This is a genomic window from Vibrio sp. Y51_MX_L26, assembly GCF_024181935.1.
Lineage (GTDB): Bacteria > Pseudomonadota > Gammaproteobacteria > Enterobacterales > Vibrionaceae > Vibrio > Vibrio diabolicus.
The window spans coordinates 176,258-195,416 of sequence record NZ_JAMZAS010000003.1 but is presented as its reverse complement, the minus strand read 5'-3'; the positions used below and the strand labels follow the sequence as shown (position 1 = coordinate 195,416).

15 protein-coding genes and 2 tRNA genes are annotated in these 19,159 nt (G+C 44.8%); 4 read left to right on the top strand and 13 right to left on the bottom strand.

Translation table 11 applies throughout. The annotated features are described in order from the left end of the window. Window positions 1-9: 9 nt before the first annotated feature. From nusA to rlmE, 9 genes are all read right to left on the bottom strand, one after another. Window positions 10-1,497, bottom strand: a complete 1,488-nt coding sequence (nusA, locus tag NL645_RS09530; protein ID WP_005380084.1) for a transcription termination factor NusA — start codon at window positions 1,495-1,497, stop codon at window positions 10-12. 36 nt (window positions 1,498-1,533) lie between these two features. After that, window positions 1,534-1,989, bottom strand: a complete 456-nt coding sequence (gene rimP, locus NL645_RS09525; RefSeq protein WP_114323596.1) for a ribosome maturation factor RimP — start codon at window positions 1,987-1,989, stop codon at window positions 1,534-1,536. 225 nt (window positions 1,990-2,214) lie between these two features. Further along, window positions 2,215-2,291: transfer RNA gene (locus NL645_RS09520), tRNA-Met, on the bottom strand. Window positions 2,292-2,347: 56 nt separating this feature from the next. Beyond that, window positions 2,348-2,431: transfer RNA gene (locus NL645_RS09515), tRNA-Leu, on the bottom strand. Window positions 2,432-2,447: 16 nt separating this feature from the next. Continuing rightward, window positions 2,448-2,786 (bottom strand): preprotein translocase subunit SecG, encoded by a 339-nt coding sequence (secG, locus tag NL645_RS09510; RefSeq protein WP_005380080.1) that lies wholly within the window; start codon window positions 2,784-2,786, stop codon window positions 2,448-2,450. A 221-nt stretch (window positions 2,787-3,007) separates the two neighbouring features. Beyond that, window positions 3,008-4,348 (bottom strand): phosphoglucosamine mutase, encoded by a 1,341-nt coding sequence (gene glmM / locus NL645_RS09505; protein WP_005394663.1) that lies wholly within the window; start codon window positions 4,346-4,348, stop codon window positions 3,008-3,010. Window positions 4,349-4,367: 19 nt separating this feature from the next. Then, a complete protein-coding gene (gene folP / locus NL645_RS09500) occupies window positions 4,368-5,198 on the bottom strand; it encodes a dihydropteroate synthase (RefSeq protein WP_150919625.1) in 831 nt (276 codons plus the stop codon). A gap of 52 nt (window positions 5,199-5,250) precedes the next feature. Then, window positions 5,251-7,224, bottom strand: coding sequence for an ATP-dependent zinc metalloprotease FtsH (ftsH, locus tag NL645_RS09495; RefSeq protein WP_048625946.1), 1,974 nt, complete (start codon window positions 7,222-7,224; stop codon window positions 5,251-5,253). Window positions 7,225-7,332: 108 nt separating this feature from the next. Next, on the bottom strand, window positions 7,333-7,962 hold the full coding sequence (gene rlmE / locus NL645_RS09490; protein WP_005388985.1) for a 23S rRNA (uridine(2552)-2'-O)-methyltransferase RlmE: 630 nt from the start codon (window positions 7,960-7,962) through the stop codon (window positions 7,333-7,335). 138 nt (window positions 7,963-8,100) lie between these two features. On the opposite strand from rlmE, the gene yhbY reads away from it, so the two are divergent. Continuing rightward, window positions 8,101-8,397: a ribosome assembly RNA-binding protein YhbY gene (gene yhbY / locus NL645_RS09485; RefSeq protein ID WP_005380066.1), complete on the top strand. Its 297-nt coding sequence runs from the start codon at window positions 8,101-8,103 to the stop codon at window positions 8,395-8,397. Window positions 8,398-8,481: 84 nt separating this feature from the next. Here yhbY and greA read toward each other — a convergent pair whose 3' ends face one another. After that, the gene (gene greA / locus NL645_RS09480; RefSeq protein WP_005380065.1) at window positions 8,482-8,955 is read right to left on the bottom strand and encodes a transcription elongation factor GreA; all 474 of its coding nucleotides are present in this window, start codon (window positions 8,953-8,955) and stop codon (window positions 8,482-8,484) included. A gap of 545 nt (window positions 8,956-9,500) precedes the next feature. Between greA and NL645_RS09475 the strand changes: the two genes are divergently transcribed. Continuing rightward, the gene (locus NL645_RS09475; RefSeq protein WP_253651620.1) at window positions 9,501-10,520 is read left to right on the top strand and encodes a porin; all 1,020 of its coding nucleotides are present in this window, start codon (window positions 9,501-9,503) and stop codon (window positions 10,518-10,520) included. Window positions 10,521-10,706: 186 nt separating this feature from the next. Further along, window positions 10,707-12,128 carry a serine-type D-Ala-D-Ala carboxypeptidase gene (gene dacB / locus NL645_RS09470; RefSeq protein WP_253651619.1) on the top strand — a complete coding sequence of 474 codons (1,422 nt, stop codon included), beginning with the start codon at window positions 10,707-10,709 and terminating at the stop codon, window positions 12,126-12,128. Here the strand turns inward: dacB and NL645_RS09465 are convergent. Next, window positions 12,107-12,952: a magnesium transporter gene (locus NL645_RS09465; RefSeq protein WP_012841442.1), complete on the bottom strand. Its 846-nt coding sequence runs from the start codon at window positions 12,950-12,952 to the stop codon at window positions 12,107-12,109. The two genes, dacB and NL645_RS09465, sit on opposite strands and share 22 nt — an antisense overlap. A gap of 418 nt (window positions 12,953-13,370) precedes the next feature. Continuing rightward, complete coding sequence (tyrS, locus tag NL645_RS09460; RefSeq protein WP_065645535.1) at window positions 13,371-14,558, bottom strand: tyrosine--tRNA ligase; 1,188 nt, start codon at window positions 14,556-14,558, stop codon at window positions 13,371-13,373. Between the two features lie 130 nt (window positions 14,559-14,688). Here tyrS and NL645_RS09455 point away from each other — a divergent pair, with 130 nt between their 5' ends. Then, entirely contained in the window at window positions 14,689-15,981 is a 1,293-nt protein-coding gene (locus NL645_RS09455) for a peptidoglycan DD-metalloendopeptidase family protein (RefSeq protein ID WP_065645536.1), read from the top strand. Window positions 15,982-16,045: 64 nt separating this feature from the next. On the opposite strand, the gene vmeK is transcribed toward NL645_RS09455, so the two are convergent. Beyond that, the gene (vmeK, locus tag NL645_RS09450; protein WP_253651618.1) at window positions 16,046-19,150 is read right to left on the bottom strand and encodes a multidrug efflux RND transporter permease subunit VmeK; all 3,105 of its coding nucleotides are present in this window, start codon (window positions 19,148-19,150) and stop codon (window positions 16,046-16,048) included. Between the last annotated feature and the right edge of the window lie 9 nt (window positions 19,151-19,159).

The following is a 19,159-nucleotide window of genomic DNA, read 5'->3' as shown; positions in this document are numbered from 1 at the left end:
TGCCGAAAATTATGCTTCTTCGCCGAACCAACAGATGTTACGTGCGGCCATAATTAGCTCACCTGCACGTTCTTCGGTCAGGCCTTCGATACCTTCTAAATCGTCAATACCTTGGTCAGCAAGATCTTCCAGTGTCGCTACACCTTTCGCTGCCAATTTAAATGCCATCTCACGCTCAAGACCTTCAAGTGCAAGCAGATCTTCAGCTGGTTCTAGACCTTCAAAAGACTCTTCTTGTGCTAGTGCGATCGTCGTTAGTGCATCTTTTGCACGTCCACGAAGCTCTTCGATTAGTTCTTCATTCAAACCATCGATTTCTAGTAGCTCGTTAACTGGCACGTATGCGATTTCTTCTAGCGTTGAGAAACCCTCTTCAACAAGAAGTTGAGCGAAGTCTTCTTCAATATCTAGGTACTTCATGAAGTTTTCAATAGATGCTTGTGATTCTTCAGCGTGTTTCTTCTGAAGATCAGCAACTGTCATAACATTCAGTTCCCAACCTGTTAGCTGAGATGCTAGACGCACGTTTTGACCGTTACGACCGATAGCTTGCGCTAGGTTGTCAGCTTCAACTGCGATGTCCATTGAGTGTGCATCCTCATCAACGATGATAGAAGCAACATCAGCTGGCGCCATTGCGTTGATAACGAATTGAGCTGGGTTATCATCCCAAAGCACAATATCGATACGCTCACCACCAAGTTCGCCAGAAACAGCTTGTACACGTGCACCACGCATACCAACACACGCACCTACAGGGTCGATACGTTTGTCATTTGTTTTGACAGCGATCTTAGCACGAGAACCAGGATCACGTGCCGCGCCTTTCAACTCGATAATATCTTCAGCGATTTCAGGCACTTCAACACGGAATAGTTCTGCCAGCATTTCAGGCTTAGAACGAGTGATGAACAGTTGGAAACCACGTGCTTCTGGCGCGACTTTGTAAAGAAGACCACGAACGCGGTCGCCTGGACGGAAGTTTTCACGAGGAAGTTGGTCATCACGTAGGATTACCGCTTCAGCGTTGTTACCAAGGTCAAGTACGATTGTGTCGCGGTTTACTTTTTTCACAACGCCAGTGATTAGATCACCTTCATTGTCGATGAACTGCTCAACGATTTGTGCACGTTCAGCTTCACGAACTTTTTGTACGATAACTTGCTTAGCCGTTTGAGTCGTAATACGGTCAAACGTTACTGATTCGATTTCGTCTTCTACGTAGTCGCCAAGCTCGATTGAGTCATCTTCGTACTGTGCTGCTTCTAGTGAGATCTCTTTTGTAGGGTTCTCAACATCATCAACAACTAACCAACGACGGTAAGTCACAAACTCACCAGTTTTACGGTCAATGGCAACACGTACGTCGATTTCGATTTCATATTTTTTCTTTGTAGAAGTTGCTAGAGCAATCTCAAGAGCCTCAAAGATACGCTCACGAGGTACCGCTTTTTCGTTCGATACCGCTTCTGCTACCGCTAAAATTTCTTTACTCATTGTATTTAGCCTCTAAGCTTAAACTTTTTTAGGGAACTAAAATTTAGGGATCAGGTTAGCTTTGGAAATGTTACTTAGAGCAAACTCTTCTTGCTGACCGTCTACAGTAATTGCCACTGTTTCGCCATCAACGCCGTGGATAATACCTTTCCACTTACGACGGTTTGCTACAGCCATTTTCAATACGATGCTGACCTCGTGACCAATAAATTGCTCGTAATGTGCTGCTTTAAAAAGTGGTCTTTCTAAACCTGGAGAAGACACTTCTAGGCTGTAAGCAACAGAAATTGGATCTTCAACGTCTAAAACCGCACTAACTTGGTGGCTAACTTCTGCACAGTCGTCCACGTTAATACCATTTTCATGGTCAATGTAGATGCGTAACGTTGAGTGCGCGCCTGCACGAATGAATTCTAATCCAACCAACTCATAGCCTGATGCCTCTACTGGTGCTTCAAGCATTTCAGTAAGTTGTCTTTCTAAACCAGTCATTTAACCACTCCAGAAACAAAAAAAGGGCTCAGAGCCCAATCAAAAAACCAAGCAGTCTCTGAGCTATTTCAAAAAGCTCAGATAACAAAAAACCCCGATAGTCGGGGTTTTATGCTGCTGGACCCTGATACGTTAAGAATAGCCAACAAATGCTTCTCTTAACTCGTAGTGTGGTTAGCACTACGCAAACTTGCCAATCTACGATTTCTTCTTAAAGAAAGAGATTGGTTGCGGGGGCCGGATTTGAACCGACGACCTTCGGGTTATGAGCCCGACGAGCTACCAAGCTGCTCCACCCCGCGTCCGACTTGCTGAGCATTATACTCGCAAACAAGTGATTTACAAGTTTGTAAATACATGGTGCCGAGAGAGGGACTCGAACCCTCACACCTAAGGCACTAGCACCTCATGCTAGCGTGTCTACCAATTTCACCATCTCGGCATCAAAACCTTACAGCTTATTGAGGAATTTCATCACCCGCAGGGGCTGGAACTTCACTCGCTGCATCCTTAACTTGTTCAACAACTGGTTGACCTAATGTTGGGTCTACCCATTGTGATTCAGTCTGGTGCGTAGACATACGACCAAGCAACAAGCTAACGATAAAGAATACGGTTGCTAAAATAGCAGTTGTTCGGGTTAAGAAATTACCTGAGCCGCCAGCACCAAACACTGTGTTTGAAGCACCAGCACCGAACGAGGCTCCCATATCTGCGCCTTTACCTTGTTGAATCAACACAAGGCCAATCACACCAAGCGCTGCCAACAGGTAAATCACAAGTAGAACTGAAAACATTTTTTCCACCTATGTTCCAAATTGTTGAGCCAGCGCCGTTCAAGAGAATAAATCATAATTGAACAAGGCTAGCGACCTCCTAACGGGAGGCGGAGCAATACTAGCGAAAGCCGGTAACGCTGACAAGGGAAAATTAGTAAAAAATCAATGCCAATGCGCTAAGCGCTCAAAAAAAGGGCAAAAGATGCCCTTTTCATACACTGCACACTTTAACGCAATGATTAACAACTTGCTTTTACAGCTTCGGCAATTTTCAATGCAGAGCTTTGAACTAACTCGCCATCCTCACCTTCCACCATAACGCGAATCAAAGGCTCTGTGCCAGATTTACGCAGCAATACACGTCCTTTATCACCCAGCGTAGCTTCTACTTCGGCGACGGCGTTTAGTACTGCTTGAGCTTCAAGAGGATTACTTTCCCCTGCAAAGCGGACATTTTCTAGAACCTGAGGATACAACGTCATGCCTTGCGATAGCTCATGCAAAGACATATCGCTGCCAACTACAGAAGCAAGCACTTGCAGTGCTGCAACAATCGCATCGCCCGTGGTGACTTTATCTAATAAGATCACATGGCCTGAGTTTTCAGCACCAATTTTCCAGCCTTTTTCTAGCAGTTGTTCCATGACATAACGGTCACCAACAGCGGCACGAACGAATGGAATGCCTAGCTGCTTTAAGCCATTTTCCATGCCCAAGTTAGTCATCAACGTACCAACTACACCACCCTTTAGCTCGCCACGACGAAGAGCATCACGAGCAATAATGTAAGCAATTTGGTCGCCATCGACTTTGTTGCCAAGGTGGTCGACCATAATGATACGGTCACCATCACCATCAAATGCTAAACCAAGGTGCGCTTGCTCTTCAACGACACGCTTTTGAAGCGCACGAACATCTGTTGCGCCCACTTCTTCATTAATGTTGATGCCGTTAGGCTCTACGCCCATTGCAATAACTTCTGCGCCAAGCTCTTTGAAGACATTTGGAGCAATGTGGTACGTTGCACCGTGCGCACAATCTACTACGATTTTAAAGTTTGCAAGACTCAATTCAGATGGGAAAGTACTCTTACAGAATTCGATGTAACGGCCAGCAGCATCATTTAGACGAGTGGCTTTACCAAGTTCTGCAGACTCAACGCATTCAATGTCTTTATCCAGCTCAGCTTCAATCGCCAACTCGATATCGTCAGGTAGCTTAGTACCTTCAGAAGAAAAGAATTTAATGCCGTTGTCGTAATATGGGTTATGCGATGCAGAAATCACAATCCCCGCCTCTGCGCGGAAAGTTTGAGTTAAATATGCCACTGCTGGGGTTGGCATTGGACCAGTAAATGTTGCTTTAAGTCCCGCTGCAGCAAGGCCTGCTTCTAATGCAGATTCAAGCATATAACCGGAGATACGCGTATCTTTACCTATAATAACTTTCTTTGTGCCTTGTTTTGCTAGTACACGACCAGCAGCCCAGCCAAGCTTAAGTACGAAGTCCGGAGTGATTGGGTATTGTCCTACTTTACCGCGCACACCGTCAGTACCAAAGTAACGTCTTTTATTCGACATAAACTTTCCTTTATTATTTTTAAATATTGCTTTTCGTCATCTCAACAACTTTCATTGCTTCGATTGTCTCTTCAAAGTCATGCACACGAATGATCTGCGCGCCTTTCATTGCTGCAATCGTAGCGCAAACGACACTCGCATTTGTACATTCAGCCGCTGGCTTATCCAACAACTTAAAAATCATTGACTTACGAGACATGCCAGCCAAAATTGGCAGGCCGAATTCATGAAACTTTTCAAGATGAGCGAGCATATGATAATTGTGTTCTATCGTTTTGCCAAAGCCAAATCCAGGATCGAGAATCAGTTGAGATTTATCAATCCCTGCTGCTTCACATGCCGCGATACGTTCTTCTAGAAAGGCTGATACGTCGCTCATCACATCATCATAATGAGGTGCAACTTGCATGGTTCTAGGTTGACCTTTCATATGCATCAGACAAATTGGAAGCTTTGCTTCTGCTGCGACTTCGAGAGCACCAGGCTCTTGCAAAGATCGAATGTCATTGATCAAGTCAGCCCCAGCATCAATTGCTTGACGCATAACTTCCGCTTTACTGGTATCGACCGAAATCCACACATCGTACTTTTCACGAATGGCCTTGATTACTGGGACAACACGTCGAAGTTCTTCTTCTAGAGACACATCTGGCGCGCCAGGCCTTGTCGACTCCCCACCAACATCAACAATGCTTACACCAGCCTTTATCATTTTATCAACTTGAGCAAGGGCGAGTTCAATCGAGTTGTATTTACCACCATCGGAAAAGGAATCCGGAGTCACATTTAGAATGGCCATAACATGTGGACGGGAAAGATCTAAAGATTTGTTATTTGCTGTAATCATCATCATAAACACAAAAACCCCGAGATAACTCGGGGTTTATTATTATCAACACTCTTTATTCAGAGTCTTTCTTTTCAGGCGCTTCGCTAGAAGTCGCTTCTGGAGAGCTAGACTTTTCTGCATCTTTCGCAGCGTCCGTTGCTTCTTCTTTAACTTCTGGCTTTGCTTGAGGCTTCTCGCTGTCTTCAGGTTTGCCAGTTGAGTTATCACTCCAACCCGCAGGCTCACGAATTTCAGCTTTGCGCTCCATTAAATCATCAATTTGACGAGCATCAATGGTTTCATACTTCATCAGCGCATCTTTCATCGCATGCATGATATCCATGTTTTCTTGAAGAATCTTCTTCGCACGGTCATAGTTGCGGTCAATGATTTGACGAACTTCATCATCAATCAGTTTCGCCGTATCGTCAGATACATGCTTAGTCTGAGTCACGCTACGACCAAGGAACACCTCACCTTCATCTTCTGCATACAGTAGAGGACCAAGCTTTTCAGAGAAACCCCATTGAGTAACCATCTTACGAGCAATATCAGTTGCACGTTCAATATCGTTTGACGCGCCTGTTGAGACTTTATCAGCACCGTAGATAAGTTCTTCTGCTAGGCGACCACCGTACAAGCTAGAGATCATAGACTCTAGGTGCTGGCGAGACATGCTGACACGGTCTTGCTCTGGTAGGTACATAGTCACACCCAACGCGCGACCGCGTGGAATGATCGACACCTTGTACACTGGATCGTGCTCAGGTACTAAACGACCAACAATTGCGTGACCTGCTTCGTGATAAGCCGTTGACTCTTTTGTCTCTTCAGACATCACCATTGAACGGCGCTCGGCACCCATCATGATTTTGTCTTTCGCTAATTCGAATTCAACCATAGAAACGTTACGCTTGTTACCACGCGCAGCAAATAGCGCCGCTTCGTTGACTAGGTTTGCTAAATCAGCACCAGAGAAGCCTGGTGTACCACGAGCGATTAGAGAAGGCTCTACGTCACCTGCTAGAGGGACTTTACGCATGTGTACTTTTAGAATCTGCTCACGACCACGTACATCTGGCAATCCAACCACTACTTGGCGGTCAAAACGACCAGGACGTAGCAACGCTGGGTCAAGAACGTCTGGACGGTTAGTTGCAGCGATTACGATGATACCTTCGTTACCTTCGAAACCATCCATCTCTACTAGCATTTGGTTTAGTGTTTGCTCACGTTCATCGTGACCACCACCAACACCAGCACCACGCTGACGACCTACCGCATCGATTTCATCGATGAAGATAATACAAGGCGCTGCTTTCTTAGCTTGTTCGAACATGTCACGTACACGAGATGCACCGACACCCACAAACATTTCTACAAAATCTGAACCCGAGATGGTAAAAAACGGTACTTTTGCTTCACCAGCAATGGCTTTCGCTAAAAGCGTTTTACCAGTGCCGGGAGGACCTACCATTAACACACCAGTAGGAATCTTACCGCCCAGTTTTTGGAAGCGGCTTGGATCACGCAAGTAGTCCACCAGCTCTTTCACGTCTTCTTTTGCTTCGTCACAACCTGCAACGTCAGCAAAGGTGGTCTTGATTTGCTCTTCGCTCATCATTCGAGCTTTACTCTTACCAAAAGACATGGCGCCTTTACCGCCGCCGCCCTGCATTTGACGCATGAAGAAAATCCATACACCAATCAGTAAGATCATTGGGAACCAAGAAATGAAAATAGTACCAAGCAAGCTCTGCTCTTCTGGAGGCGTGCCCTGTACTTTCACGTTTTGGTTAATTAGGTCATCTAGAAGCTTTTGGTCATACACTGGCATGTAAGTGACCATTTTGGCACCGCCGCCACGACGAACAAAGCTAATTTCACCGTCTTTAAAAGTTGCTTCTTGAATCTGGCCTTGGCCAACTTCCTGTACAAACGTGGTGTAATCCACGGTTCTGCCATTGCTTTCTCCAGGGCCAAAGCTCTGGAATACCGACATCAATACGACGGCGATAACAAGCCACAGAATTAAATTTTTTGCCATGTCACTCAAGGTGTAAGCCTCTCGATAACTAATTGTAATTAAAGGTAGGGTACTACAGTTCATTCACTGTAGCTATAGTGTTAACACGCTCTCAAGAGAGCAAAATGGTTAACCTTTGTAACCAGTGGCTACAACAAAGACTTCTCGAGAGCGAGCTCGCGATGAGTCTGGTTTTCTAATTTTTACGGCTTTAAACATGTCTCGGACTTCTTTCACATACTGATCGAAGCCTTCCCCCTGGAAAACCTTTACGACAAAGCTACCATTAGGCGCTAGAACTTGTCGACACATATCTAAAGCCAATTCAACTAAATACATAGCACGAGGTTGGTCAACAGAGTTATTTCCCGCAATATTAGGTGCCATGTCAGACATTACTACGTCTACCATTGAAGGTTGGATTCTTTCTAGCAAAGCTTCCAATACAGCATCATCGCGAAAGTCGCCTTGTAAAAAGCTGACACCCGCAATCGGGTCCATAGGAAGCAAATCACACGCAATGATCTGACCACTGTCTCCTACTATCTTAGCAGCATATTGAGACCACCCGCCCGGAGCCGCACCCAAATCGACGACTGTCATCCCAGGCTTTAACAATTTATCTTTCGTTTGAATCTCATCGATCTTGAAATAAGCACGTGAGCGATAGCCTTTTTTACGAGCCTCATTCGCGTATTTATCATCAAAGTGTTCTTTCAACCAACGACCAGAACTAGCCGAATGTTTTTGTTTACTCATTTTAATCCCAACAAGGCGCAAATTGGAGCTATTGTTTTAATAGGCGCTACCTATTACTCAATAAATTATAGTCTTCAGCAATAGATGGCGTTAAAATAGCTTTTTTCAACCCTTATTTTAAAGAAAATTGGCCGCGTAATGAACCTAAGCACCAAACAAAAGCAGCACCTTAAAGGCCTAGCTCACAGTTTAAAACCTGTCGTGCTAATGGGCGCAAATGGACTTACAGAAGCCGTGCTAGCAGAAATTGAAATCGCTCTTAACCATCACGAACTGATCAAAGTAAAAGTTGCTTCAGAAGATCGTGAAACAAAACAGCTAATCATCGACGCTATCGTACGTGAGACGGGCGCAGAAAAAGTTCAGACTATTGGTAAAGTGCTTGTGCTGTACCGCCAGTCTGAAGAGCGTAAAATCGAAATCCCTCGTAAGTAATTCTACTTACGTTGCTGAAGAAAAAAGGTCGCCATTGGCGACCTTTTTGCGTTTTATTGGAGTAACAAAATTACTCTCAACGACTTAGATGTATTCTACTCGATCGATTTCGAAGTCTTTCGCGCCACCCGGAGTTTGAATAGCAACCTCATCGCCTTCCATCTTACCGATCAAGCCACGAGCAATTGGTGAGCTTACTGAAATACGGCCAGCTTTAATGTCTGCTTCGTCATCACCAACAATTTGGTATGTTTTTTCTTCTTCGGTGTCGATGTCAATCAAGGTTACGGTTGAACCAAAAATAACTTTACCCGTGTTCTCCATCTTCGTTACATCAATTACTTGAGCAACTGACAGTTTGTATTCAATGTCACGGATTTGTGCTTCACAGATACCCTGCTCTTCTCGAGCGGCGTGATATTCTGCGTTCTCTTTTAAATCACCTAACTCACGAGCTTCAGCGATTGCCTCTGAAATTTGAGGACGTAGTTTAAGTAGACGATCGAGTTCTGCACGTAGCTTTTGCTCGCCACGTAGTGTCATTGGAACTTTTTCCATTTTATAACCTCAAGCCCAAATGGGTCTTTGGACAAAAAAAAGCCCACCCTGCCATAGGGCTGGGTAGTGCGCTTAAAGATGTATTTCATTTAGTGTAAACAAACTCCCGGACGAAATCATCTTAATTCGAAACGCTGTAAGACTATGCCCTTTCGGCATAATGATATAAGTCACTTTTAGAACGATTCTAGAGTGCATCACTGTCGCAATTTGTTGAAAAACAACACTGTTCATTACACAAAAAACATCAAAAAAGATAAAAACTAATCAATGTCAGACGAATGTTATATCCACAAAATCCCATTTAAAACAAAAAGTTAAATCAAAAACCAGACCAATCGAACAGTGTTCATCGATACGATTTATATCATTTTACTAACTCATACGGAAACTTTAGCAGTAAAACATGTCCAGCGAGTTGTTAGATCAAAGGCTTACAAGGGCGAATTATACCGCTCATTGGCCGATTATAGACCAACAACTTGTGAGAGATTACCTCTCCCCCATACAACAATGATTATGGACAGCTAACTAGGACAAATAAGATGAAAAAGACTCTAATTGCTCTTTCTGTATCTGCAGCAGCTATGGCAACTGGCGTAAACGCAGCTGAACTTTACAACCAAGACGGCACTTCTCTAGAAATGGGCGGCCGTGCTGAAGCACGTCTATCTATGAAAGATGGCGACGCTCAAGACAAATCTCGCATCCGTCTAAACTTCCTTGGTAAACAAGAGATCAATGACAACCTATACGGTGTTGGTTTCTGGGAAGGTGAATTTGAGACTGCTCAAAACGGTACTGTAGACGGCGACGACAAGAGCGATCTAGAAACTCGTCTTGCTTACGCTGGTCTTGGCGGTGCTTACGGTGAGTTCGCATACGGTAAAACTGAAGGTGCACTAGGCGTTATCACTGACTTCACAGATATCATGGCTTACCACGGTAACTCTGCAGCAGACAAACTAGCTGTAGCAGACCGTACAGACAACATGATGGCTTACAAAGGTCAATTCGAAAACCTAAGTGTTAAAGCAAGCTACCGCTTCGCTGATCGTATGGAAAACAAAAACACTGGTGAGTACTACGACAACAAACAAGACGGTTACTCTCTATCTGCAATCTACGCTCTAGCTGACACTGGTCTTGAGCTAGGTGCTGGTTACGCAGATCAAGACGAAGCTAACGAGTACATGCTAGCTGCATCTTACACAATGTCTGATCTTTACTTCGCTGGTGTATTCACTGACGGCGAGAAAATGGAAGACTCAAACAACCGTAACACTGTTGATTACACTGGTTACGAATTAGCGGGTGCTTACACGCTAGGTCAAACAGTATTCACAACGACGTACAACAATGCAGAAACTGACAATGAAACTTCTGCAAACAACTTCGCTGTTGATGCTTCTTACTACTTCAAACCTAACTTCCGCGGTTACGTTTCTTACAACTTCAACCTAATTGACGCTGGCGATAAGTTCGGCTCAACTAGCGGTAAGACAGTTGCGAACAAGATCGATGCTGAAGACGAGCTAGCTCTAGGTCTACGTTACGACTTCTAATTCCGGTCTTTGATTAGAATATCGAATGCCCGCTTCAAGCGGGCATTTTTTATACTCCATTTTAAGCCGCGCGCCTTTCTCTCATGTCTCATTCCTGATGACATATAAAGCATTTCTTTAGTTACCTAGCATATTGAAAGGACTTGCGTATACTCAATCACATAACTCACCTTAGAAAGTATCATTATGCGTTTACGTTGGCCCTTGCTCATATTCTCTTCATTACTTTCTGCTTTTTCACAAGCGTACCCTCATCAAGAAGTGTTGCCGGAAGGCTCTCGCATCAGTTTAGTCGCGGAAAAACTCAGTGAGAATGCTGAACTTGACGGTGTTCATCCTACCGAACAATTATTCCCACCAGCCAGTACATTAAAAATCGTCACAGCATTAGCGGCAAAGTTAGAGCTGGGTGATAACTTCCGCTTTCGAACCAAACTAGAAGCGTCGAGCTCAGACGCAGTGATTTACTTTGTCGGCGATCCAACGCTCCAAACCAACGATTTAAAATCACTTCTTACCCTAGCCAAGAAAAATGGCTTAAAGCGTATTGACGGTGACTTATGGCTCGATAACAGCGCATTCACTGGTTACAACCGTGCAGTGGGCTGGCCGTGGGATATCTTGGGAGTTTGCTACAGCGCTCCGGCATCGACCATCACACTCAATAACAACTGTGTGCAGGCTTCTATCTATACGCAAAAAGACGGTGGGACTCGAGTCTACGTACCTGAGCATCAACCTATTCGTGTCACAAGTACTGTCGAGACCGTTTCTAAAACCATTAAGAAAAGTCGTCATTGCGATTTAGGCTTAGTCGCAAACCCTGATAACAACTACAAACTAACTGGATGCTTAGTTGAGAGGGAGAAACCATTGCCACTTAAATTTGCCGTTCAAGATCCCGAACTTTATACCAGCCATAGATTGGCAGCTTTGCTTAAGCAGCTCAATATTGAGTTGTCAGGAAAGATTAGGATCGGCTCGGCTCCGGAAAAACAGCGCAAGCTAATCGCCATGCATCAATCAGAAGCATTACCAGACATTCTGGAAGAGATGCTTAAAAACTCTGATAACTTGATTGCAGATACATTAACCAAAACACTTGGCGCTACGTTTTTTGTTCAGTCAGGTAGCTTTGCCAACGGTACAGAGGCGATCAAGCAGATCATTTTCGCCAACACTGGTATTGATATTCGTAATGCGCGCCTAGAAGACGGCTCAGGACTTTCGCGAAACAATCGTATCTCCGCCACCAAAATGGCGGAAATTCTTCGTTATATTTGGCAGCACGAAGACGAGCTTAAACTGATCGCCATCATGCCGAAGTCAGGTGAGTCAGGCACACTAAAGTACCGACAAAGTATGCGAAAGTTGCCAATTAAAGGACAATTGATCGCCAAAAGCGGCTCCCTCTACGGAACTTACAACATGGCCGGATATGGCTTGGATAAAAATGGTCAACCTAATACCGTTTTTGTTCAGTTTGTTTCAGACTACTTCCCAGAAAAAAGGGACGATAACAAACCTGTCATCGCCCCTATTACACATTTTGAGCAGCTTTTTTACAATGATATTGTGAACTTTAGTCAGGCGATACCCAAGAAATAGTTCACCACATTAAAGTATATCCACATCCCTGAGATATCGACGATAGATGCAAGCACTGGACTCACCAATACCGCTGGGTCCATCTTGCAAGCTCGTGCAATAATTGGTAGCAGCCCACCTAATGTTGTAGAAATCGTTACTTGGATGAATAACGCAACCGCTATTGCCAATGCGATATCGGTAAGTTCAAAGCCCCCAGTTGATTGACCGGCACTAAATAACATAATGCGTCCAATCATCACGATAGCTATAGCTAACGCAATAAATAGAGCAACGCGGCTCTCTTTCCACAAAACTTCTAGCCATTGGCGTTTCTTTAGCTCCCCAGTTGCAAGAGCACGAATCACCAAAGTTGCAGCTTGTGTTCCTGTATTACCACCAGCCGCAGCGATCACAGGCATGTACACCGCAAGCAAAACGAGCTGGCTAAGGGTGTCCTCATACTGAGCAATGATCAAACCCGACACAATCCCTAAAAGGGCCAGTGCAATGATCCACCCAATACGCTGCTTCACGTGCCCCAAAACACTAGTCGATAAATAACCATCAGGTGTATCAACTTCAGACATATGCAAACCCAATTGGTGAGCATAATGACGTGCGCGTTTGTCATGGCCTGCTTGCTCAAGTTGAGCAATAAGACTATTCACATAACCGACAGAGCAATGCTGCAAAATACCTACCGCCTCATCGATCGGCATGATCGTAAGCAAATGGACTTGTTGCTCTTGCTCATACTGCAAAAATGCATTGCGAGCTGCACCAATTTCTACTTCAGAAAAGTTTGGTGTTGTTTCAATAAAAGTGTTGTTCATTACCGTCATGGCGAATCTCCCGATTGGCATTGGTAACGACCATCGACAAGGCACGCAAAGTCACTCTTGCATACTTAAAGTCACACAACAATTAAGATGCACAGAGAAAACCAATGCGGACGCACTGTCTATTCAGAATGTATGAAGGAAATAACGAGAAGAAAATTAGAAAAGATGCCTCACCACTTAGGTAAGGCGGAGATCGCCAATACCGAAGCGGGTTATTTCGCTCCCTTGCTCTTACTCACCCAACGACTGGGAGGATGGTCGGTATTGTTCATGTAAATCTCCGATAACGCTGCCATTATTGGCAGCGAGAGTATAGTAGCAAAGTTAAACATGTTTGGAAGTTTTACTTTGTCTTTTTCGCTAAATTTTTATACAAAAAAAGCGCCCATCAGGCGCTTTCATTTGCAGCGATTATTGATTACTGAATAGTAATACGTGCAAATTTACGTTTGCCTACTTGGAACACGTAAGTACCCGCTGCTGGAGCAAATTTGCTGTCCGCAATTTTTTCACCATCTATCTTCACAGCGCCCTGCTTAACCATACGCATCGCATCTGACGATGATGGGCATAAGCCAGCCTCTTTCAACAGATTGCTCACTGGGCGACCTGCATCAAAATCAAATTCTGGCATTTCATCAGGAATTTGGTTCTTCGCAAAACGGTTTACGAATTCTTGCTCTGCCGCATCTGCATCAGCTTCACTGTGGAAACGAGCAATAATTTCTTTTGCTAGCAATACTTTGATGTCACGAGGGTTTTTGCCCGCTTCTACATCAGCTTTGAATTGAGCAATCTCTTCCAGAGGACGGAAAGATAGCAGCTCGTAGTAGCTCCACATTAGGTCATCAGAAATAGACATGATTTTACCAAACATTTCGCTTGGCGCTTCGCTGATACCGATGTAGTTATTTGCTGACTTAGACATCTTCTTCTCGCCATCAAGGCCCACTAGAAGAGGCATCATCAGTACAACCTGTGGTTTTTGACCGTGAGACTTTTGCAGTTCACGCCCCATTAGCAGGTTGAACTTCTGGTCAGTACCACCAAGCTCAACGTCAGTTTCCATTGCTACTGAGTCCCAACCTTGTAGAAGTGGGTACATGAACTCATGAATAGCAATTGGCTGACCACCCGCGTAACGCTTTTTAAAGTCATCACGTTCTAGCATACGAGCAACGGTTTGGTTTGCAGCAAGACGAATCATACCTTCTGCACCAAGCTCAGATAACCACTCAGAGTTGAACTGAATCTTAGTTTTTGCAGGGTCTAAAATTTTGAATACCTGCTCTTTGTAAGTTTCTGCATTACGCAATACGTCTTCGCGGCTTAGCGGTGGACGTGTTGTGTTTTTACCTGTTGGGTCACCAACCATTGCAGTGAAGTCACCAATTAGGAACGTCACCTCATGACCTAGCTCTTGGAACAAGCGAAGCTTATTGAAAATAACCGTATGACCTAGGTGAATATCTGGAGCCGTAGGATCCGCACCCAATTTAATACGTAGAGGACGGTCTTCTTTTAGTTTTGCGATAAGCTCTTCTTCTGGAATCAGCTCTTCAACACCGCGCTTAATCTCGGCTAGTGCAGCTTCAATGCTCGCCATTCTTGTTCACTCCCACAGATTTGGCAAAAATATAATAGCTGAACATATTACTTGAATAGCGATGCATTTTGAAACACGTTAGACTAGGTAGTTGTCAATTTTTCCGTTTAATTTAGCAATCAAGTACCTCATGCATTCGATTTTTGTCCGACTTCCACTCTTGCACAAAGTATTGATCGGTTTTTTTAGTGCGCTGATTATCTTCGCGCTCTTCTTTTTACCTGATCCGCAAGACCTAGACCCGCAGCAGAGCCGATTAAAAGTTGGTCAACATTATCCTGTGCCAGTTTCCCTAGAACTCAGTGCACTAAACAGTTCGTCTCCAGCGTCCTCCGCTGTACTGCGTTGGGAAACGTACAAAGTGAAAAATGGTGAGAGTGCCGCCATCTTGTTTAGTCGCGTGGGGCTTTCTGCCCGCCTATTGCATGAGCTTGTCTCATCAGACAAAGAAGTGGAAAAGCAATTAACCCGGCTTCGACCTGGCGATCGATTGCAATTCGGTTTTGATGAAAACAACGACTTAGTACAGTTAAGAAGAACATTAAGCGCATTCGAAACTTTTCGTATCACGTTAAAAGACGGCAAATACGTCTCAGAAGTCGATAAAAAAGAAGTCGACTTCCAGTACAACTACGCTGAAGCCACCATCAAATCAAACTTTTGGAATGCGGGAATCTCTTCGGGATTAAATGGCAACCAAATCATGGAACTGGCCGGCATATTTGGCTGGGATATCGACTTTGCTTTAGATATTCGTAAGAACGACAGCTTCCGAGTGCTTTACCAAGAGGAAGTGGTAGAAGGTGAAGTGATTGGACGCGGAAAAATCATTGCTGCGATATTTAAAAACCAAGGCGATACTTTCACCGCAATACTGGATCAGAAAAGTGGCAAGTATTATGACGAAAATGGACGAGCAATGAAAAAGGCGTTCTTGCGCGCACCGTTGGATTTCCGTCGAGTTTCGTCTAACTTCAACCCACGCCGCTTACACCCTGTAACGGGACGCGTTCGTCCTCACAGAGGCACAGATTATGCAGCACCTGTAGGCACCCCGATTTGGGCGGCTGGTGATGGTGTCGTTCAAAAATCGTCTTACAACAAATTTAATGGTAACTACGTTTTCATTAAACATAGCAATACTTACATTACCAAGTACCTGCACTTAACCAAACGTACGGTACGAGCTGGTCAACGCGTTAAACAAGGCCAAACCATTGGTACGCTTGGCGGAACAGGTCGTGTAACAGGCCCTCACCTGCACTATGAGTTCCTTGTGAATGGTGTCCATAAAAACCCGCGCACGGTGAATTTGCCACAATCTAAATCCCTAACAGGAAAAGCGAGACAAACTTTCATGGCAAACGCGAAAATTAGCATGGACAAACTTGAGCGCTACAGCAAACTGCTAGCAATGAAGTAAGCCAGGTATTGAAAAGGGCAGCTCAGCTGCCCTTTTTGTTTCTTTAATATCATCACGATGAAGCTTACTTTTCGGAGTGATGCTCTCTCCCGAGCATAAGCAAACACGGTGTCAGAACTAACGTTAGCAAAGTCGCAAACGCCAAACCACCCGCGACAGCAGTCGCAAGCTGAGACCACCATTGAGTGCTTGGTGCGCCAAACTCCACTTTCTGGTTAACTAAGTCGATGTTCATTTCTAACACCATTGGCAATAAGCCTAATATGGTGGTCACCGTCGTGAGTAAAACGGGTCTTAAACGCTGCACACCTGTGCGCAAAATAGCCTCAGATTTATCTAAGCCACGTTTACGCATCTGATTATAAGTATCGATTAATACGATGTTGTTATTCACAACAATACCTGCAAGCGCAATCACCCCTATTCCCGACATGATGATGCCAAATGGCTTTTGGAAAATAAGCAATCCAGCAAAGACCCCAACGGTAGAAAACAACACAGCACTGAGGATTAAGAAAGCTTGATAAAAGCGATTAAACTGCGTAATTAAAATCAGAGCCATCACACCAAGCGCGACAATAAAAGCATTTTGTAAGAATGCTGATGAGTTTTCCTGCTCTTCATTTTGACCCCGAATCTTATATTCAATGCCTTCCGGTAAGTCGAGCTGTTCCATTCCAACGGCAATCTTCGGTAGCTCAAGCGCCAAATTGTAACCTTCCACCATATCTGCTTTGATATTGATAACTCGATGGCCGTCTACACGACGAATGGTATCTTGCTTATGATCTGGCTTAATTTGAGCAAAGTTCGTGATTGGCACCAAACCAGCTGCCGTTTTCACTCTCAGTTGGTCAAATCGACCAATATCGCGCTTATCTTGTGGATAGCGCACCAAAATATCGACTTCTTCATCCGCATCATCGGGCAAATAATCGCCTATTTTCAAACCGTTCGTAACAAACTGGACGGTATTCCCGACTAAGGTAGCATCCGCTGCAAAGCGAGAAGCGTCATCTCGCTGGATATCAATTTGCCAATCAATCCCTTCCTTATTAGTGGTATCACTCAAATTGGTCAGTGCAGGATTACCATCAGCCCAGTGTCGGACTTGTTTGGCCGCTTCATCTAACGCACTAACACTCAAGTTTCGTGATGACACTTCAATCACGAGATCATGCTCGACAGGCGGTCCTGCGTCCGGGAATTTATATTCAAGTTCAACACCATAAAAGCGATCTGTGGTCTCTTTTAGTTCCTCAATAATGGTTTTCACTTTGCGTCGATACTGCCAGTCCACAGGAGTTATTTGAATCTGGCCAATCTCGTCCCCATTATCGCTCGACCCCGTGCGCGTGTAGACACTTTCAAACTCGTCATGACCGAGCATCACCTTCTCGATTTCGCGCATAACAACATCTTTTTCGTGAATAGACAGGTCACCATAAGAACGAACTTTAACGGTAAAAAAGGCAGGGTCCACTTCAGGGAAAAACTCTGCACCCAAGCCAGCTTTGTTGTAAGTGAAGCCGACACCTGCCGCTAGCAGTATCGCGCTGAGTAAGACTTTCCATGGATGACGAATCGCTACCGACAGAGTCTGGTAATAAAGCTTGGTAATGCCTGTCGCTTTTTCAAAGTTGCCGTTATGCAGCTCAACCATTTCTCGCTGAGCTTTCTGATTGACTACTTGAGGCTTGCCAATGATCCCACCGATGACAGGAACGAACAGTAGAGCCATCATCAGCGAAGCGGCCAAAGTAGCAATTAAAGTAAGTGGTAAGTACTTCATGAACTCACCAGTAATGTCTGGCCAGAAAAGTAACGGAGCAAACGCAGCCAATGTGGTTGCTGTGGATGCGGTAATAGGCCAGGCCATTCGCTTTGCTGCATCTCGATAGGCTTCTTTACGAGGTGTACCCTCTTGCATGCGCCTATCCGCAAACTCTGTCACCACAATGGCACCATCCACCAACATGCCCACCGCCATAATTAAAGCAAACAGTACGACGATATTGACCGTAAGCCCAAATACCGATAACACCAACAACCCAGTCAAGAACGATCCCGGAATAGAAATCCCTACGAGAAGCGCGGTCCTAACCCCCAATATGGCAATAATCACGATCACTACGAGGATAATTGCGGATAAGATATTGTTTTGTAGATCACTGAGCATCAATTTGACATCGTCGGATTGATCCCAAGTGTATTTGACTTGCAAATTGTCGGGCCACTCGGCGCGCTTCTGACCCTGAGCCAGTACTTCTTTGACCAGCTCAACCGTTTCAATGATGTTTTCCCCTGCCCGTTTTTTTACGTCCAAAACGATGGCAGATTCACCATCTAAACGAGCAAAACTTTCAGGGTCGCGAAATGCACGTCGTACTGTCGCCACATCGCCAAAAGTGATCACCTCTTTGCCATTCACCTTGATCGGTAGTTCAAGCACATCTTTCAGTGAATCAAAAACCGATGGGACTTTTACCGAAAAGCGTCCATACCCAGTATCGACAAACCCCGCTGCCACAACCCGGTTATTCAAGGCGATTAAATTATAGATATCCGCTTGATCGAGACCGTAGCTTTCCATCAATAGCGGATCGACAACTATCTCCACGATGTCTTCACGATCCCCTGCGATTTCAACCTCAAGAACCTGACGGAAACTCTCCAAACGATCACGTAGCGTTCTGGCAATCTGTACAATGGTCCGCTCTGGTACGGTGCCATATAGAACAACAGTCAAAACAGGCTCTTCAGATGCAAACGTGACTTCATTTACCGTTGGCTCATCACTGTCCTCTGGTAATTTTGGCTTCGCAAGGTCAACGGCGTCTCGGACATCTGCCATCGCTTTATCAAGATCCACTCCAACACTAAATTCCAGCGTCACCGAAGCATGACCTTCTGATGCTACAGAGGTCATCTCTTTTACGCCTTCAATAGAGCGCAACTCTTGCTCTATTGGCCGAACTAATAAACGCTCGGCATCGACGGGAGAAATGCCTTGATGTCCAACGGAAACGTAGATAATAGGAATGGTAATATCAGGGCTCGATTCCTTGGGGATCGTGACGTAAGTAATGACACCGGCAATTAAGATCATCACCAATAATGTCAGCATAGTGCGAGCGCGAGATAACGCAGCATCAATCAGAGTGTACATAGGTGCTCC

What these genes read in the sequence shown, in the direction of transcription:
- nusA (WP_005380084.1), bottom strand. Translation starts at nt 1,497, where the DNA reads ATGAGTAAAGAAATTTTAGCGGTAGCAGAAGCGGTATCGAACGAAAAA.
- rimP (WP_114323596.1), bottom strand. Translation starts at nt 1,989, where the DNA reads ATGACTGGTTTAGAAAGACAACTTACTGAAATGCTTGAAGCACCAGTA.
- secG (WP_005380080.1), bottom strand. Translation starts at nt 2,786, where the DNA reads ATGTTTTCAGTTCTACTTGTGATTTACCTGTTGGCAGCGCTTGGTGTG.
- glmM (WP_005394663.1), bottom strand. Translation starts at nt 4,348, where the DNA reads ATGTCGAATAAAAGACGTTACTTTGGTACTGACGGTGTGCGCGGTAAA.
- folP (WP_150919625.1), bottom strand. Translation starts at nt 5,198, where the DNA reads ATGATGATTACAGCAAATAACAAATCTTTAGATCTTTCCCGTCCACAT.
- ftsH (WP_048625946.1), bottom strand. Translation starts at nt 7,224, where the DNA reads ATGGCAAAAAATTTAATTCTGTGGCTTGTTATCGCCGTCGTATTGATG.
- rlmE (WP_005388985.1), bottom strand. Translation starts at nt 7,962, where the DNA reads ATGAGTAAACAAAAACATTCGGCTAGTTCTGGTCGTTGGTTGAAAGAA.
- yhbY (WP_005380066.1), top strand. Translation starts at nt 8,101, where the DNA reads ATGAACCTAAGCACCAAACAAAAGCAGCACCTTAAAGGCCTAGCTCAC.
- greA (WP_005380065.1), bottom strand. Translation starts at nt 8,955, where the DNA reads ATGGAAAAAGTTCCAATGACACTACGTGGCGAGCAAAAGCTACGTGCA.
- NL645_RS09475 (WP_253651620.1), top strand. Translation starts at nt 9,501, where the DNA reads ATGAAAAAGACTCTAATTGCTCTTTCTGTATCTGCAGCAGCTATGGCA.
- dacB (WP_253651619.1), top strand. Translation starts at nt 10,707, where the DNA reads ATGCGTTTACGTTGGCCCTTGCTCATATTCTCTTCATTACTTTCTGCT.
- NL645_RS09465 (WP_012841442.1), bottom strand. Translation starts at nt 12,952, where the DNA reads ATGACGGTAATGAACAACACTTTTATTGAAACAACACCAAACTTTTCT.
- tyrS (WP_065645535.1), bottom strand. Translation starts at nt 14,558, where the DNA reads ATGGCGAGCATTGAAGCTGCACTAGCCGAGATTAAGCGCGGTGTTGAA.
- NL645_RS09455 (WP_065645536.1), top strand. Translation starts at nt 14,689, where the DNA reads ATGCATTCGATTTTTGTCCGACTTCCACTCTTGCACAAAGTATTGATC.
- vmeK (WP_253651618.1), bottom strand. Translation starts at nt 19,150, where the DNA reads ATGTACACTCTGATTGATGCTGCGTTATCTCGCGCTCGCACTATGCTG.